A 16275-nucleotide genomic window follows, 5' to 3' on the forward strand; every position below is an offset into this window, starting at 1 on the left:
TTCAATTTTATTGAAAGTCAATCCGCCCTAACCTGCCATCCATCGCATCGATTCGCGCAGGAGAGTCCTCATGTCGCCGCTCGTACAATTGCTGGCCAGCGCCGTCGCCCTGATGATGGCCATGGGCATTGGCCGCTTCGCCCTCACCCCGCAACTGCCGCAACTGATCGCCGAAGGGCAGTTCGACCTGACTGCCGCCGGGCTGGTCGCAGCAGCCAACTACCTGGGTTACTTCCTCGGCGCCGTCGACGCCATGTACGCCCGTCGGCCCAACCAGGTGAAACTGCGCCTGCATGGTGGCCTGTGGCTGTGCGTGCTGCTGACGTTGGCCTCCTGGGCTGCCGATGGCTTCTGGAGCCACCTGCTGCTGCGCTTCGGCACGGGCGTGGCCAGTGCCTGGGTACTGGTGATGATCACCAGCCTCAGCCAGCAAGTGGCCAATGCCCACAACCGCCAACGCTTTGGGGCGATGGTGTTCGCCGGGCCTGGGTTGGGCATTGCGCTGACCGGTTTGCTGGCACTGGCTGCGCATTTGCTGGGGCTTGGCTCGGCGGCACTCTGGCTGATCTATGCCGTTGCAGCGCTGGTCATGCTGCTGGCCGTGCGCCCCTGGCTGCCTCGCGCCTTGCAGCCTGCCGTGCTGCCCACTGCCGCGCAGCAGGGCCCGACCCGTAGCGTCGGCATCGGTCGCCTCGGTTTGGTCTATGCCTTGTATGGCGTGGGTTACATCCTGCCGGCCACCTTCCTGTCGCAGATGGCCAACCAGCAGTTTCGCGGCCACTGGATGGCTGACCTGTTCTGGCCAGCGTTCGGCCTGGCAGCCGCGCTGGGTGTGGTACTGGTGAGCCTGCGCCGGGCGGGCCGCACTTCGGCCTGGCTGACTGTCACACTTTGGCTGCAAGGGTTGGGCGTACTGGCTTGCCTGATGGGGGGTGGCGTTGGCCTGGCCCTGGGCGTAGTGCTGTGCGGCGGGCCCTTCCTGGCGTGCATGCAGCTGGTGATGCAGCGCTCGCGGGAACTGGCGCCGCATGCCACCCAACGCAATGCCGGGCTGCTGACCGCGTGCTTTGCGTTGGGGCAGTTGAGCGGGCCGTTGCTGGCGGCGCTGAGCAACCACTACAGCGGGAGTTTGCAGCCGGCGCTGGTGCTGGCGGCAGTGGGCCTGGGGGTAGCGGGTGCGCTGGTACTGACCAGTGGCCGCAGCCTCCAAGCTTGCCAGGCTGAGCCTCAGAGCGCCGCTTAACCGACAAACTTGCGCAGTTGCTGCTTTACCCATGGCTCGGCACTGACCAGGATCACCCCCAGCAGCACCATCACCGCCCCAAGCACAAAGTTCAGACTCAACGGCTCACCCAGCAGTACGACGCCGAACGTCACACCGAACAACGGAGTGATGAAGGAAAACACCGCCAGGTTGGAGGCCAGGTACTTACGCAGCAACCAGAACCAGGTGAGGTAACTGACGAACGACACGACGATCCCCTGGAACAGCACGCTGCCCACCGCCAGCGGCGTCAATGTCACATCGCCAATCTGCCCGCTGACCAGGGCGATCAGCAGCAATCCGGCAAAGCCTACAGCCAGTTGATAGAACAAGGTCAGGGTCGCCGGAGCTTCCGAAAGGCGCGAGCCACGCACCACCACCGTAGTCGCGCCCCAGGCCAGCCCGGCGAGCACGCCAAAGGCGTCGCCGAGCAACATTCGCCCATCCATGTCAGCGAACGACAGGCCGCCGGCAAAGGCCACGGCTATCCCGCCGAACGCCAGCAGGATACCCAGCCACTGCAACCACCGCAGCCGCTCGCTGGGCAGCATGAAGTGCAGGCCCAGCGCGGTGAAAACGGGTGCGGTATAGAGGAACACCGACATGTGCGCTGCCGAGGTCAACTTCAGGCCCTCGGCGATGAACAGGAACTCCAGGCCGAACAGCGCACCGGCCACGAGCCCCGCCCGCCAGGTGCTGCCCACCTGTTCCCAGCCGCCGCGCCAGCAGATCATCAGCCCCACCAGCACCGCGGCGATGCAGTTACGCAGGGCCGCCTGCATCACCGGCGCGATGTCCACCGCCGCCGTCTTGATCAGCACCTGCTGGCAGCCCCAGATCAGGCACAGGCCCAGCATCACCTGGAAGGCAAAGGCGTCGGGGTTCTTGCGGGCCGCGCTCATGGGCGGGCCTTTTGGGTGGTCGAGGGCATCGGCAAGGGCTCGGCAGTGGTCAAGGAATACCGATTATCGGGTTTCCCGGCCCGCCCTTGCCAGCCTCAAAACGACCTCAAGCGATCTGTGCCTTGGCCGAGACCTGCTCGAAGGTGGTTTCATCCAGTGCGTCTTCTTGTTCATCCAGCACTTGGCGCGGGTGCTCGAAGCCGGGGATGCTGCTGTCGATCAGGCTGAGCAAGCGCGAACCACGCTCGGTGAGCACGAAGTTTTCGCCATTGCCGCCATCCTCCGGCGGCCGAGTTTCTATGAAACCGCGCTCGAACAGCAGCTTCTCGTATTCGCACGCACGGGTCTTCAAATGGTCCAGGTCACCCACAGGCTGGCCCTTGGCGGCCAGCGCCGCAGCGTGCTGCTCGGCATAGGGGCGTGGCGTGAAGCTGTGACCGGCGCCGTTCTGCACTTCGTGCAGCAAACGCTCGATCAGGTCCCAGTCGTAGGTGCTGCTCATGGAGATGGCCTCCTGCTGTGGACGAAGGGGGTACACAGGTTGGGACCTGTTGGCATGCGGGAGTGTTCCAAAAGTTATCTAGACACGAACGTTCCGAATTGGACTACGGCTGAGTCCGCAACTGGAGTGGGCTGAAACCAGGTCGCTCACATCGTGTATCAGGTGGCAAAAGGTAGAAACTATTTGCTGTATCCCACGAATGTATTTTATAAACTACATTCGCCCGATGAAAAAAATCGAATCCAGCAGTTTCAGAAAATGGGTGGTCGGGCTTCGAGATGCCAATGCCAGGTTCAGGATCATCTCTCGCATCAACCGGCTCGTTGAAGGCTTGCCTGGCGATGTCTTGCCCGTTGGCCATGGCGTTAGTGAACTCAGGATTCACTATGGTCCGGGTTACCGGGTGTACTTTCACCAATCGGGCGATACTTGGGTGATCCTCTCTGTGGTGGAGACAAGAGCAGCCAACAAAGAGACATCAGGGCTGCCCACCAGATTCTGCGTTCGTGGAGGATGCAAAATGACTGAACAATTCTTCGAATTCGATCCAGCGGATTACCTCACCACACCTGAGGCCATAGCGCATTTCATGACAGATGCATTGGAGACAGGCGATGCTGGCTATGTTGCAAAAGCCGTAGGCGTCGTGGCACGGGCCAAGGGCATGAGTGAGTTGGCAAAAGAGACTGGCCTTTCACGTGAACAGCTTTATCGCTCGTTCAGCGAGCACGGCAACCCTACACTGAAATCTTTTCTGGCAGTGATGAAGGCTCTGGGTATCGACATGGCTGCAAAACCGCATCTGGCCCATTAATGCTTCAACCCTCGATCCTCTGCTTGAGGGCGAGACTAGAGGGCACCCAGTGGGATAGCCGTCGGTCATTGGCGCTGAACCAACCATCGAATGCGGGCCTCCACCGGGCAACACCACCGCCGGAGGTAGGAAGGATGAAACCGCTGCTGACGATCGCCTGTGCCACCGCCCTGTGCTGCGCACTGCCCGCCTGGGCTTGCACGCCGGAAGAAGCGACGCAGAAACGCGAAGAGCTGGCGGGGTTGGTCAGTCAGATGACCGAGCAGAACCCGCAGAAGGCCAAGGAGATCAATGATGAGCTCCAGGGGATGGAGCTGGGGACGGCGAGTAGGGATTTGCCGGACAAGTGTCAGTTGATCGACAAGCGGATCAAGGAGTTGAAGGAGGCAGGGAAGAAGGCTGAGTGAGTAATCATCACGTGGAAAAAACGAACCTCGCATGCAGAGCAGCGGCGAGGCCTCTGGTCTTACTCAACGGAGGCTTCGCCTGATTTATCGTTGTGTAGAAAAAGCTGCATCATCGTCCATCAAGCGGGGAATAGGGATATAAACTGCTTCTACTTTGGCTTCTTTATCATCTTTCGCATCCGGAGCATATAGACCTAATTCCAAACCATCGGCAAGCAGCTTCAGACCAGAACCATCCTCCTCGAATTCGTAATGAGCATTGAGGCCTTGCAGCGCCCTTTCCACCTCACGCACTGAAGCGCCAAGAATTGACTGACCTCGAAACTCAAATCTAGCCTCTGGCTCGTACAACTGCACGCCTGTCACGTAATCATTCTTGTCATACCATGCCTGCAGCAAAACGCCGCCGAAGGCATCAGTCGAATTTTCGGAAAATGTGGTTTTGGCAAATATCCTATACGGCAGTCCTAGCCTCGCTCTCACGTCGTCGCGCGCGCGAACTCCCGCGAAAACCTGCAGCCCGTTTCGGGCGCAGTATGTAAGTTTCATAAGTTCAACCCTTGATAGAATCCTTGGGATCGAGGTGTTTCTGCGTACCTTAACATTTATTCGATAGCAGCATCGTACTGGCCGGAGCCGAGGAGGGAGCGTAATAAATATAATACGCAGAGGTATAGCCGTCGGTCGTTGTGGCCGGATCAACCGCCGTATGTTGGCCTCAATCGGCAACACCACCGCCGGAGGCGGAAAGGATAAAGCTGCTGCTGAGGATCGCCTGTGCCACCGCACTGTGCTGCGCCCAAGTGTCAGTTCGACAAGCGGATCAAGAACTGAGAAAGGTGGATCACAAAGCCGGTTAACGGACCACCGCCCATGCCGACCGGGCCGGTGAACAGTACCGGTCGAATGGATACCCTTAAAAGGCGCGGCAAAAAGCACGCGCTAAACCAAGGATGCTCCGCTACTCGAGCATGAGAGTAAACTTCCAGAGCCGTCCATCTTGAGAAAATTCAGCATGGAACGCCACGCCAACTTTTTCATAGCGTAACCAAGGCCGGATATAGCCCAACAGACCATCCATCTTGTCCCCACCGTGTGCATTCGGCTTCCCCAGAGCTTTTACAAGGTTATCTCGCGTCCAAAGATGAGCAGGCAAATCGAGCACTTCCCCTGTAAATCGAGAGTAGCCTTCGTGACGCTGTACGAAAAGATGAATCTGATTGAGGCGTCGGGCACGGAAACCCAACTCAATCCCACTCTTTAGAAATTTTTTATAAACCGTCCGATCATCGGGATCGTCACGGATTAATGGTGACATGCTCACCTGCGGTTCCTCACCAAGTGCGCTGACCAGATTCACGAAAGCCTGGTCATCCTGCTCCTTGCCCACCAAGCCAAGTAGTGTAACCCATTCCATAATCACCCCTTCATGGCGGTTCCAGAACATGCTTGCCTTGCTGCCCAGTATGAATGTTTCTGGCAACGTTGCCCAGACAGCCACTATGCCTTATGTACCTATGCATTACCAACATAAACGCGATTATCTAGCAAACTCATAATCCAAGGCTCAGACGAGGAATAAAAAAATACACCCACTCTTCGACCATCAGAAAAAGCAAATGAAGGGTCTATCGGCTGATCGTCGACGAGCCATGCAATATCGACAACTGAAAAACCCGCCAGCTCATCAATGCATACATCTTCATGACTACCCCGGCATGCAAACAATAGTTTTTATCTTGCGACACTCTCCACGCACTGCAGATAACAAAACTCCACTCGCCACCTGAGAGGATCAAGGAGTCACCACCCCCTCAATCTTTTTTATTGAGAGCAGGAGGAATGACACAGCAATTTTTTAAAAAATCATTCACTAGCCCACCGGCTCAATATGAGTGCTTTCTCTAATCCATCTGTTTTCTTTCAGCCTTAGACTTTTCGATGATTGCGGTGGCTTGCCCGTTGTCGGGTCCATTGGCCCACCATTAGCATTTTCAAATCCGAGGGCTCCTGCGCCTTATGCAGCAACGAACCAGTCTTACCTCGGCAAAAACCGTCTACGCAAAAATGTTTAAATCCTGGTCAACCTCTATAGGTTCGATACCAAACTCCTCTAAAAAATCATTTTCGCTAGGAAATTCCATTACTGAATCCTCAGTGAAGCGGTACGACCGTGCTTAGTTTACGAGTTCCATCACCAAGTATCTGGAACGTGCCTTGGAAGCTAGCAGCCTTGCCCGACGGGCCCACGAATAATGACTCCTTAACCTTGAATTTTTCATACTGGTTTGAGAAAGTATGTATAACATTACCTTCAGTTTTAGCCGAAAGCGCCAAGTGATCCGTTAGCATCTGACGACCAGCGGCATTGTCAGGAACACCAAGCCTCTTCATTTCCAGCGCAAGCTGATTCGAACGAGAAGCATTATGGGATTACTGGCTACTCTGCCAAAGAGGCAGTCAAAGCATGCATTATCATCGAACCCACCCGTAGAGCCGAGATTGGGTAGCCATAACCCCTCTTGCAGGCTTTAATTAATCATGCTCCTCTCGAAAGACAACCCATCAAAATTTCTAACCGCGTAAATACTTTCATACCGAAAAGACAAAACAAAGCCAGACTCAATTTTCAAAGAGAGCTCCTGAAGAAATAATTTTATATCAACCCAGCTTTCAGAAAGATTGCTTCCTCGACAATGAAAGGCCCCTCTCAACCCAACTTTCCAGCTCATAGAGCCCCCTTCAGCCACGATATCCTCAGGATGTTCTAAAGTACGAATTAAAAATTGGCAACCTGAATTCTTGAAGCTTGCGTCCAATCTAGCATTGCCTAGAAGGCAGCTTTCCCCTATAGACGACAGCGTGGTAGCTATACTCTCCAGCGTAGCTCCAATTTGAATCTCAAGCGTCATCGCTATGCTCATCGCCCACTCTCAATCACTTTAAACTGACCATCTTTCAGAAGATACAAACTTTTCAAACCATCAACTGGCCTGGCGCTCAACGCATTTTCTATCTGCTTGAAGGTCAACTGTGAATCTGCCAAGTTCACTACAATATTCAGAGCCTGCTTCTCGACTTTTTCAGCAACAGTCATTAGTACTGAAATCGGGTTATTGGTTCTAGGGGAGAACACATCTGCAAACTCTCTATTTATCTTAAGATCAAGGTTCGCTGCGTTTTTCTTTATATTTGGTAACTGCTCGATGTCATACCCAGCCTGAGCAAGCGATTTCGCAGCTTCGTTCTGCCGATCAATAGATCGCACCATCTTCGAACTCGCATTCTTGGGTGGGAGCTCAGGCGCCCCTTTCAAAGAACCGATCTTTGGCAAACTACTAGTTCCTGCCTCGGCATCAGTCAACGCGCTAGTAGAATTGGGATTCTTTGGAACAGTTCAGCAACCCTGCTTATACCGTCTCATTCAGAATATCCTCTATTGTCGACCGATCATGAGAGTTAAAGCAGATTCTCAGCTGATGTTCACAATCATCCGACCAGTCGAGAGCGGCATCTCTGAGGATTTCCAGATAGGTCTTCAAATCTTCCTTCGGCAGCTTTGGCAATACCTGATGAACCAAAAAAACCTCACAGCAAGGAATCCATGCCAAATCCCTCAGACAGTCATATAGAGCATCCCAGTTGAAACCAAAATAACCTGGAAACCAGAGAAGATAGTACAAAGACTTTAAAAGCTCCTCCGCGCCAACCACATCAGGATCTATGCGCACGTAGAAAACTTGAGCCGCATCGCAAGAAGGCGACTGATCAGAATATTCAAAAGGCAACAAATTAATAACCCTCAATGTGCAATTGGAATAATTATCTCATAGTTATCTGCCGTGTAATACATTTCACCGCCCTTCCCCACTACGATGCGCTGACGTGACGACATCACTGCTCTGTAAGATTCCTTTCAGTTCATCAGGAGCAATCGTAAACACTGAACGTGAGTTGGAAATTTTTCTACCGAAATGACCATTAAGAACATGGCCGAACCCCGCCGATACTGGATCGCCATTGTCCCGTAGACGGGGGCTTCTGTACGACCGTTAGCAACTATTATACGCGACTGTACACGACTAGGAACACATTCCACGGAATTTATAACGTCTTTTGCACCACACTCGAAGAGCTGTTTGGTCAGCAGCAGGAAGCCACTGTGCGTAAGTCTGGACCTGCTCCGAAATGGCAACAGCAACTGGAAGCCATCGACCAACTGCCCAAGAGCCAGCAGCAATTTGTTGCGCAGATGTTGGATGCCCTGATCGCTCAGGCCGCTGCTAAAGCGAGCAGTGAAGGAAGGGAAGCTTTGCAGTAAGCGGAAAAGACAACACCGGCGCGAGGCCGGTGTTGAGTGAGGTCTATGCAGAACAATTACTCATAAACTTTCGATGCACACAATATTTTTGCAAAAGTACTCCAGCTAGGACTAGTAACATCACTATCGCCAGAGCTTTTTGCATACATATCTATTGACCTAATCCAGGCTTCCATTGCAGCTAAAAACCTTTCTAAGTCCGGATTCTCCCAGTCATCGCGATTAAGCACCAGTCCCTCTCTGAACTCCCCAATAAAATCTGCAAAATCTTCTTTTGTCTTTATATCGCGAACCCGTTCAAAACTCATACAAACCTCACTTACAAACGCCGCGAACACAGATAATCGAACCGTTATTGGGTGTAGTCATTTTCCATCCTTCCTTGGCGACCTCTGCTGGCGTAGCCGGAACAACTTTGACTGGAACGCCCGCCTCTGACGCAGCAAGCAATCGTCTAATATCCAAGCTCTAAACCGCTCCGTCCTTCTCAAATATCCGGATAGGAGGCAAGTCATCTGGAGAAACTTCCCCTGATTTTAGCCCATCAATTGTTGACAGGAGAGTTTGGCCATCTTTGAAAGTATTCGAAACGCTGTCTGCGTGAACCGGATATCTTTCGGATTCGCATAACCAGTCAAATTATCTGGTAAAGCAGATGGCAGCTTTTGGCCTGCGGCTCCTACACCTTTTGCACCACCGACGGCCCCCATAATGATGCTGAAGACCAGTTTACCACCACCGATCAAAAACTTATCGTCGTCAGTTTTCCCATCCAGGGAGTCGACGCCTTCCATCTTCTCCGCAAGCTTTTTCCCTACCGCAGTCAAAACACGGTCAGCCTGCTCGTTAAAGTACTGACCGACGTCAGTCGAGCCGATAGCTTGCGCTACCGCGAGTTGGATTACGGCTTTGGGACCTTGGATCATCGCCAATGCCAGCGTCAGCTTCTCAGCGCGCTCAGGGTCGGAACTCAAGTACTCATTGATCAACGAGGCATACGTGAGCGCCATCTGCACGCGACCACGCTCTCCAGAGACATAGCTCGGATCAAGCTCTACAGCTGACCACTTATCCGCAAACGCTTTCGTCGAAGACTGCGTTTCATCGTATAGCTGCTCGATGTTGTGAAGCTGCACAAGAATCGATTGCTGGAACTCATGATCCCCCATCAGCGCCCTGGCTTCGTCGGACAAGAGACCGGCCAGAATCAAGGCATCTTCGGTCTGTTGCGCAAGCTCGACTCCGCCGATTTCCATCGCGCCTGCATTCAGCTCGCATCCGAGAAGGCGATCGAATCGGTTGGCCAGAGCATAGACTGCATTGCCTGCCTGATCGAAATTCTTCCGTGAAGTCTCGTCATAGTTGCGTAGATCAGTAGACTACCTTTGCACCGTCTCTACCGGGGAAAGGGCACCCTTGATCGAGCTATCACTGACGTACAGGTCCGTACGCGACTCATGATCCCGGGTGATCTCATAGGCTTTATCCAGATCCCGATTCAACCCAACCGTGGAGTCCTGCCCGGTCCCAGCATCCTGGCGAACGGTGATCTCCCCCGCCCCCACCGTCGCCCGCACGATCTGCTCACGGTCTTTCTCATACTCCCAACCGCTGACGCTCCAGCCGTTTTCGCCTTTTTCGCCCTTCCCTTGCTGGCTGGCATCCTGCTGCGTCGTGCCGGAGCCTTGCTTCCAGCTCCCGCCGACGTTCAGGTAGTACCCGTGCTCCTGGTCCTTGCCGGCTATGTCGCTATAACCCAAGGTGCCGGTATCGAGTTTGAGGTTGCCGTTGTCGGCGGCGATCAACGCGCCGTCGAGCTGGGTGTGGTGCTCGGTGCGGATATCGACCTTGTCGCGCCCGGTGATACGTGTCTGGTCCTCGACCCATTCGGTCTTGCCGGTGGTCTTGCCATAGCCGACCGAGCCACTGATGCCTGAGCCGGGGCCGATCGTGACAGTCGCGCTGAGATCAAATTCCTTGCCTTTGACCTTGCCAGTATCGACCGCCGAGGCCACGTTCAGGTCGCCGCCGACCCGGCCGATGACCTCGTCACCGCGCAGTTGGGCACCTTGGATGTTGGTGTCCTTGCCGCTGGTGAATTTCAGTTGGTCACCGGCATAGACATAGGCCTCCTGATGGCGCTGGGCTTCGCGCTCGAGGTTGCCCTTGCCAAGATTGACGCTGGCATAGACGCCGATACCTTCCGAGCCAAACGCCAGCCCCACTTCACCGCCCCCGCTGTGGCGATTCTGCTCGTACTTGGAATCGTTCTGCGCAGCGCGGATGTTCAGTTCATTACCGGCAGCAAGTTCGACATCGCGCCTGCCCTTGACCTCGGAACCTACGATGTTGAGGTCGTGACTGGCATCGAGGCGAACATCGCAGCCTGCCTCGAGCTGGCTTGGCGACGAAGTCCCTTGAGTGCCATCGGCACCGGCGGCGCCATGGCCGGCACCGATACAGACCTTGAGCCCGCCACTGCTACCACCACTGATACCGGCCCAATTTAGCGATTCATGCCTCGACTGATGTCGCGCTCGGAATGAATAGGCACTTGATCTACTTACTATATGTAAATTTAATTCCGAGATTCATTTCATCAACACTTAAACTAATCTCACAGCCAGTCCAAGTACCTGCTCCGGCCGTCAAACTATTCGTAGCAAAGTATTCACGCAGCCGAACCAATAACTCTGTCAAATCCCCCACTGCTCGACCATCTGGATCAAACCAGTTCAACTCGCCTACCCCGTTAACATAGTCAAACTCATACGTCCCTCCATCCCCCTCAGGAAAAAGCTCAGCTCTAACTATTAATTTTTGAGCACCGGACGGCCCCGCATCAACTAAGAACTGTCCAATTTTCTGATATATCTCTTGATCACTCATCAGATACCACCTGGGAAATTTTTGAAATCAACAAACACTGGACACCCACTACCAATATAGTATCTGACAGTAAATCAATCTGGGCGTACAGAAGAGCCTAAATTGACTGATTCGATTTTCACGCCAACCGTCTGGCCTTGTTTAGAGCAGATGTCCAAGTGTTCTCTATTGCCTTCCATGCGCCCTTATTCAGGTTGCCATTCATGGGAGCAAGTTCAGCCTCTCACCTGACCCATTAAAAAAACCGCAATTAAGTGACCGGCTTCATCACTACTGACCCCGCACTTTCCCGCGACACACTGCTGATATGTATTTCTGTCATTTCTGGTTAGCGAGAGATTGGACTCAACCTTATCAATACGCCCAAGACTATCGGTTTGATAGGTCTTGTTCCCGCCTACTATAAATTGTGTTCGGCTCCGGTTTGTTGAGTTCCTTCGTTCACGACCCTTGCCACCAGAGCTAACCTCTACTTCGCGTAGAGCCTGCCCTGTTCCTTTTGCACCACTGCTACCTTCCGCAGCTACCCACGCCGTACTTACCCGCTTCATCAGCGACTCGGCGACCTGCCCAAGCTTAGCAGCACCGTTAACGGCAAAAAATTCCGTTGCACACTTCGCCTCTACCTCGGCTGCCTTCCCGGACTCACCTTGCAGCCGGAAGAGCCGTGCCTGGATGTCGGCATTCTGCTCGGCCTGCAGGAACGCCTTGACCACATCCTGCGGGTTGCTCGCCGACTTGATCAGTTCATGCAAGACGCCGGTGGTGGTACCGTCGAAAAAACTAAAGAACGCCTGAAAAATTATTATTAAGGCGGAGTTTTCTCGGGGAATACTCTATTCCAGATAAGCTCTATAAAAAATTGTTTAGCGTCAACCTCATCGTCAGCGGGGTATACGCAGTAACCATCATTGTCCAGAAACTTCACCCATGAAATGGAAGAATCTTTTAGAAGCGCGAGCAACTCTTCCTCAATTTGACTTCTATGTCTTTCATTGCCCAGTTCACGCCCTAAAGAGTCGAGAGCCTCGCATTTTTCCAATGCCTACCTCGACAGAGAATATAGACTGGAGGATATTCTCAATAGCAGGATATTTACTCATATATCATCTCACCGGAAGAATCGTGACTGCTTCCACGTTTTTGGAGGCGCTATTGTACTCATAGGTAGCCTGAACTTCTCAAATCGCTTACAAGTCTCGGGGCGCCTTGTAGGGCAGGGTGGCATCGGCTGCGATAGTATCCGAAAGCCTTTGTAGCTCTACTAAATTCACAACGGCTCCAAAACTATAAACACAACCATCTGAATCAGCTTTATCACAGAGTTTAATCCCAATGAGGAACATAAAGCTCTGCATCCAAGTTACATTCAAGCAGTGCAGAGTATTTCTTGCACGACAGTACTGCCACAAGGCCCCTCTGTTAAAGCGTTAGGCGGACCAGACGGGTACACCGGCCGGATGCAATAATCACGTAAGCAGTACAAATCGATATGGGGCTCCTGCTGAACACGGGAAATCATCTTGAAGCATGCGAAGAGCTGTTTGGTCAGCAGCAGGAAACCACTGTGCGTAAGCGTGGCCCGGCTCCAAAATGGCAACAGCAACTGGAAGCCATCGACCAACTGCCCAAGAGCCAGCAGAAATTTGTTGCGCAGATGCTCGATGCCCTGATCGCTCAGGCCACGACCAAGGCGAGCAGCGAAGGAAGGGAAACTTTGCAGTAAGCAGATAAAACAACACCGGCACAGGGCCGGTGTCAGGTATGCATGCATATATTTGTTAGCTATGGTTCGTAATCTTCAAATTCCCATGCCCCGATACGAGATAGTTTTTGGGCTACATCCCAAAACTCCTTTCCCGAGCAACCATCAACGTAGTTTGAAATTTCTTTGACTATCAGATCCTTGTCGTATTCAAAAACGATCAGCATATGTCGCCCCCACACAGCCCCCTGGGAGCAATACTTGTTTTTAATCCAGTCGGGAGTACATACAAGTATCTGAAACAGATGCCCGCCCTCTTGATCATCAGGTCCAATTTGAACTGTCAGCCATATCCCAAAGATTTTTTCGTCATCGGGCCAGTATTGATCAAAACCAATGGCATCGTTCAGGTCGATTGATTTTATGACTGCCTTCATTAGTTCGTAACACTCAACTGGCCATTACCAACAACTTTTCCGTCTTGCAACGTCTGAAAATTAGCCTGCACCCCTGTTGGATTATATTGAGCAGGAGCATTAGGTTTTGCCGTTGGGGGTCTATACACACGGGCTCCATCGGCACTAATTAAGCCTCCAGGAACACCCGAAATAGGTCTAGCACCGTCACCAACCCATATCTGACCGAGGCTGTCAGCCTCAGCGGCGGAACCAGTACCTATGGAGAAATTCGGATTTCTCGTTCCGCTGCCGTTCACAGCAGCAGCTAACCTTGAGTCCTGGGCCGCAATATTGCTCAGATTTTCTTGTATCAGTTGATCCTTCAGCTTTGGATACAAGGCCGCATTTTCAGCGCCGGAGCTAACAGCTCCCCCTTTTGCACCACTGCTACCTTCCGCAGCCACCCGCGCCGCACTTTCCCGCTTCATGAGCGACTCGGCGACCTGCCCAAGCTTAGCAGCACCGTTGACGGCAACAAAAGTCGAAACGAAATCCGTTGCCCACTTCGCCTCTACCTCGGCTGCCTTCCCGGGCTCACCTTGCAGCCGGAAGAGCCGTGCCTGGATGTCGGCATTCTGCTCGGCCTGCAGGAACGCCTTGACCACATCCTGCGGGTTGCTCGCAGACTTGATCAGTTCATGCAAGACGCCGGTGGTGGTACCTTCCGGGTTCGTCACCAGGCCTTCGCCCAGCCCGTACAGGCCTTTGATCTGTTCCACCACGGAGTCGGCAATGCCCTTCCCCGCGCCCAGCACCTGGGCATTTGGGTCGAGCTTGCCGAAATTCAGGTTACGGTTGTAGTAGTCCTCATTCTCCTTGCCCGCCAGCAGGTACTCACCGTACATCTTGTTGTCGTTGAAGTAGCCGCTATGGTTGCTCGCATACCCCTTGAGCAACGCCAACGTCTGTTCAGGGGTGTACTGCTTGCTGGCCCCCTCGGCAACAGGAACGTCGCCCACCGCTTGCGCCGCATCGTAATCGGAAGCCATCGGTGTCAGCGCCCTGGCCAGGTAGTCCATGGTCACGGCATCGATCACCAGGCCTTGCTTGGTCAGTACTTCCTGCCACTGCCTGTCGGTGTAGTAGGCGAACGCCTGGGCCATGCGCTGCTCGGCCTCGGCGGGGCTGATGCCGGCCGCGTCGGCCAGTGCCTGCGCCTCCTTCTTGATAAGGCGCGTTTCGTCGGGGTGCGCCTGGCGGCTGTACTGGTCGGCCATCTGGGCGATCCACGCCCCGCTGTTCACATCGCCACCGGCCAAGCCAGCGGCGGCGGCGCCCACCAGCTGAGAGAACGCCTGGCGCAACGCTGGCTGGCTCTTGAAGGTCTGGTCGAGCACGTTGGCCATGGCCTGGTTGGCCCCGGCCGCAACTGCGCCAGTGGTGAAGTCACCACCGGTGGCAGCCGAGATCGCGCCACCGGTCAGGGCATGCAGGGCAATCCGGCCCTCGCCACCTTCGCGCCAGAAGGCCGCCCCGGTGCTGTCCCCGAGGCCCTCGGCCTTGATCTGCTGCTCCAGGGCATAACTGCCGACGCTATTGAAGGCCACCGCTGCAACCACACTGCCGGCCTGCGACACCAGGCTCTGCATCAGGTTGTCGCCAAGGCTTCCGCCCTTGATGACGGTCTGCGTCCCCCCCGACGCGACACCAGTGACACCGGCCTGAAGGCTAAAACCTGCGATGCCGTCGAGCGTGCCCAGCTAACAGGGGTGCAACTTGACTGCAGAAAGGGTGCAGCTTGAGTGCAAAAGGGCTACAGGATGGGTGCAGGAAGGCGGCAAAAGGGGTGCAGACCGGGTACAAAAACACCGGCACAAAGCCGGTGTTAGCGTGGTACAAAGTTAGGGAGCTTCAGTTAAACCATATCAATGACTGGATTCGAAATTCGACTAGGAGAGTCCGTTCATGCAATTGAATCCCTAGCCTAGCATTCATCAGAAAATCTTTACTCTTCATCCCAAAAATTTCCAGGAGGCGCATACTCCCCACCACGTAAGACAGCGCACCAGCCGTAACTTCTATAAAACATCTCAAGATCAAGGATCTTGTAAATGCTTTCATTAATCTTCTGCAATGTAATCAAACCATTAGCAAAATGCGTATACCGACCGCCCGCCCCTGCAACGGCTCTCAATTCCAGCTCTCTACGATCCCATTCTGATACCACCCCCGATGACTCAGGAACAGTATCCGAAAACGAAATCTCAAATTCTTTTGAAACCTTGCAAAAGCAGGGTATTCGTTCCTGTCTGAGTAATTCATCCGTCATCATGTTTTCAGGGAAGTCGATATTTAATTTCACTTAAGTGCACTCCGAGGAACAACAACCTCACCTGAAAAATTTATTTGAAAGGTACTGACGGGGGTTTTTGGGAGGTACGCCAGCAAGCTCCCCAGCCGCTGTCGTTGCTTTTGGACCACTGCTACAAGCGAGCACTGTTTCAGCAGGCTTAATAAAACCTGCTGAAGCAGCCAACCCTGTTGAGCCTCTACTCGATAAACAACTATACGCCTGAAATATTTTCAAGGCAGAGTTTGCGGGGGAACCACTCTGCTCCATATCAAATTTATAAAGAATCTTTTCGTTGCTCTCATTGTCAGCGGGATAAACACAGTAATGCTGATTTTCTAGAAGCATCATCTATGATGACCGACGGATCTGCAAATATCGCCCGCAACTCTGCCTCGAAATTATCTCGATAGTCCTTATTAGCCAACATTCCATCGAAGAGCGTAAAGGCATCTTCGTCGCTCAACCCCACCTCTACGGAAAACAGTGACTCGAGCGCATTTTCAACTGATGAATATTTATTCATAACTATCATCTCACCGGGAAAATCGTGATAGTTTCCCACACACCGGTGGCTGGATTGAGTGCATATCCGTTTGGCTCCACCTAGCTCCTCGGCATGCATGGCAAGCGGATCAAGGACTGGGAGGACGCGAGGAAGAAGGCAGAGTTTAATGACTTATACTTAGGTAACGCTCAAAGGCGCAAACGACAGTCACATTT

General features: G+C 53.5%; 20 protein-coding genes and 2 pseudogenes. 6 read left to right on the forward strand and 16 right to left on the reverse strand.

What is annotated here, in order from left to right; genetic code table 11:
- Nucleotides 1–70 precede the first annotated feature (70 nt).
- A complete protein-coding gene (locus tag L6D64_RS01860) occupies nt 71–1243 on the forward strand; it encodes an MFS transporter (RefSeq protein ID WP_176507911.1) in 1173 nt (390 codons plus the stop codon).
- On the opposite strand, the gene L6D64_RS01865 is transcribed toward L6D64_RS01860, so the two are convergent.
- Both L6D64_RS01865 and L6D64_RS01870 read right to left on the reverse strand, forming a co-directional pair.
- On the reverse strand, nt 1240–2166 hold the full coding sequence (locus tag L6D64_RS01865) for a DMT family transporter (protein ID WP_176507910.1): 927 nt from the start codon (nt 2164–2166) through the stop codon (nt 1240–1242). The two genes, L6D64_RS01860 and L6D64_RS01865, sit on opposite strands and share 4 nt — an antisense overlap.
- A gap of 106 nt (nt 2167–2272) precedes the next feature.
- Nucleotides 2273–2668, reverse strand: coding sequence for a transcriptional regulator (locus L6D64_RS01870; protein WP_176507909.1), 396 nt, complete (start codon nt 2666–2668; stop codon nt 2273–2275).
- Nucleotides 2669–2894: 226 nt separating this feature from the next.
- Between L6D64_RS01870 and L6D64_RS01875 the strand changes: the two are divergent.
- The 3 genes and pseudogenes from L6D64_RS01875 to L6D64_RS01885 all read left to right on the forward strand — a co-directional run bounded on the left by L6D64_RS01875 (nt 2895) and on the right by L6D64_RS01885 (nt 3889).
- A pseudogene (locus tag L6D64_RS01875) lies at nt 2895–3196 on the forward strand (type II toxin-antitoxin system RelE/ParE family toxin).
- Nucleotides 3189–3482, forward strand: coding sequence for an addiction module antidote protein (locus tag L6D64_RS01880; RefSeq protein ID WP_186603692.1), 294 nt, complete (start codon nt 3189–3191; stop codon nt 3480–3482). Before L6D64_RS01875 ends, L6D64_RS01880 begins: the two are co-directional and overlap by 8 nt.
- Nucleotides 3483–3616: 134 nt before the next feature.
- Entirely contained in the window at nt 3617–3889 is a 273-nt protein-coding gene (locus L6D64_RS01885; protein WP_176507907.1) for a hypothetical protein, read from the forward strand.
- Nucleotides 3890–3973: 84 nt separating this feature from the next.
- On the opposite strand, the gene L6D64_RS01890 is transcribed toward L6D64_RS01885, so the two are convergent.
- The 5 genes from L6D64_RS01890 to L6D64_RS01910 form a co-directional block, all read right to left on the reverse strand.
- Nucleotides 3974–4438 carry a hypothetical protein gene (locus tag L6D64_RS01890; RefSeq protein WP_176507906.1) on the reverse strand — a complete coding sequence of 155 codons (465 nt, stop codon included), beginning with the start codon at nt 4436–4438 and terminating at the stop codon, nt 3974–3976.
- Between the two features lie 412 nt (nt 4439–4850).
- Nucleotides 4851–5336 carry a hypothetical protein gene (locus L6D64_RS01895; RefSeq protein ID WP_176507905.1) on the reverse strand — a complete coding sequence of 162 codons (486 nt, stop codon included), beginning with the start codon at nt 5334–5336 and terminating at the stop codon, nt 4851–4853.
- Between the two features lie 1084 nt (nt 5337–6420).
- Nucleotides 6421–6801 carry a hypothetical protein gene (locus L6D64_RS01900; protein WP_176507904.1) on the reverse strand — a complete coding sequence of 127 codons (381 nt, stop codon included), beginning with the start codon at nt 6799–6801 and terminating at the stop codon, nt 6421–6423.
- A gap of 8 nt (nt 6802–6809) precedes the next feature.
- Nucleotides 6810–7223, reverse strand: coding sequence for a CdiA C-terminal domain-containing protein (locus L6D64_RS01905; RefSeq protein ID WP_176507903.1), 414 nt, complete (start codon nt 7221–7223; stop codon nt 6810–6812).
- Between the two features lie 76 nt (nt 7224–7299).
- Nucleotides 7300–7620 (reverse strand): barstar family protein, encoded by a 321-nt coding sequence (locus tag L6D64_RS01910; RefSeq protein WP_309295814.1) that lies wholly within the window; start codon nt 7618–7620, stop codon nt 7300–7302.
- A gap of 431 nt (nt 7621–8051) precedes the next feature.
- Between L6D64_RS01910 and L6D64_RS01915 the strand changes: the two genes are divergently transcribed.
- Nucleotides 8052–8210, forward strand: coding sequence for a hypothetical protein (locus tag L6D64_RS01915; protein ID WP_176507901.1), 159 nt, complete (start codon nt 8052–8054; stop codon nt 8208–8210).
- A gap of 56 nt (nt 8211–8266) precedes the next feature.
- Here L6D64_RS01915 and L6D64_RS01920 read toward each other — a convergent pair whose 3' ends face one another.
- From L6D64_RS01920 to L6D64_RS01940, 5 genes and pseudogenes are all read right to left on the reverse strand, one after another.
- Nucleotides 8267–8518, reverse strand: coding sequence for a DUF7660 family protein (locus L6D64_RS01920; RefSeq protein WP_176507900.1), 252 nt, complete (start codon nt 8516–8518; stop codon nt 8267–8269).
- Nucleotides 8519–8746: 228 nt separating this feature from the next.
- The gene (locus tag L6D64_RS01925) at nt 8747–9466 is read right to left on the reverse strand and encodes a hypothetical protein (protein ID WP_176507899.1); all 720 of its coding nucleotides are present in this window, start codon (nt 9464–9466) and stop codon (nt 8747–8749) included.
- A 129-nt stretch (nt 9467–9595) separates the two neighbouring features.
- Nucleotides 9596–10738: pseudogene (locus L6D64_RS01930) on the reverse strand (hemagglutinin repeat-containing protein); the annotation flags it as partial.
- A gap of 31 nt (nt 10739–10769) precedes the next feature.
- Nucleotides 10770–11099: a hypothetical protein gene (locus tag L6D64_RS01935; RefSeq protein ID WP_176507898.1), complete on the reverse strand. Its 330-nt coding sequence runs from the start codon at nt 11097–11099 to the stop codon at nt 10770–10772.
- Nucleotides 11100–11314: 215 nt separating this feature from the next.
- Nucleotides 11315–11854 (reverse strand): DNA/RNA non-specific endonuclease, encoded by a 540-nt coding sequence (locus tag L6D64_RS01940; RefSeq protein WP_219824754.1) that lies wholly within the window; start codon nt 11852–11854, stop codon nt 11315–11317.
- Nucleotides 11855–12591: 737 nt separating this feature from the next.
- On the opposite strand from L6D64_RS01940, the gene L6D64_RS01945 reads away from it, so the two are divergent.
- Entirely contained in the window at nt 12592–12825 is a 234-nt protein-coding gene (locus L6D64_RS01945; RefSeq protein WP_176507897.1) for a C2 domain-containing protein, read from the forward strand.
- A 59-nt stretch (nt 12826–12884) separates the two neighbouring features.
- On the opposite strand, the gene L6D64_RS01950 is transcribed toward L6D64_RS01945, so the two are convergent.
- The 4 genes from L6D64_RS01950 to L6D64_RS01965 form a co-directional block, all read right to left on the reverse strand.
- On the reverse strand, nt 12885–13241 hold the full coding sequence (locus L6D64_RS01950) for an immunity 8 family protein (protein WP_176507896.1): 357 nt from the start codon (nt 13239–13241) through the stop codon (nt 12885–12887).
- The gene (locus L6D64_RS01955) at nt 13241–14962 is read right to left on the reverse strand and encodes a DUF637 domain-containing protein (protein WP_219824756.1); all 1722 of its coding nucleotides are present in this window, start codon (nt 14960–14962) and stop codon (nt 13241–13243) included. The genes L6D64_RS01950 and L6D64_RS01955 overlap by 1 nt, the downstream gene beginning before the upstream one ends.
- Nucleotides 14963–15207: 245 nt before the next feature.
- Nucleotides 15208–15564, reverse strand: coding sequence for a hypothetical protein (locus L6D64_RS01960; protein ID WP_236192303.1), 357 nt, complete (start codon nt 15562–15564; stop codon nt 15208–15210).
- Between the two features lie 295 nt (nt 15565–15859).
- The gene (locus tag L6D64_RS01965; protein WP_176507895.1) at nt 15860–16177 is read right to left on the reverse strand and encodes a hypothetical protein; all 318 of its coding nucleotides are present in this window, start codon (nt 16175–16177) and stop codon (nt 15860–15862) included.
- Nucleotides 16178–16275 lie beyond the last annotated feature (98 nt).

Source organism: Pseudomonas urethralis (genome assembly GCF_021602465.1).
GTDB classification, from domain to species: domain Bacteria; phylum Pseudomonadota; class Gammaproteobacteria; order Pseudomonadales; family Pseudomonadaceae; genus Aquipseudomonas; species Aquipseudomonas vlassakiae.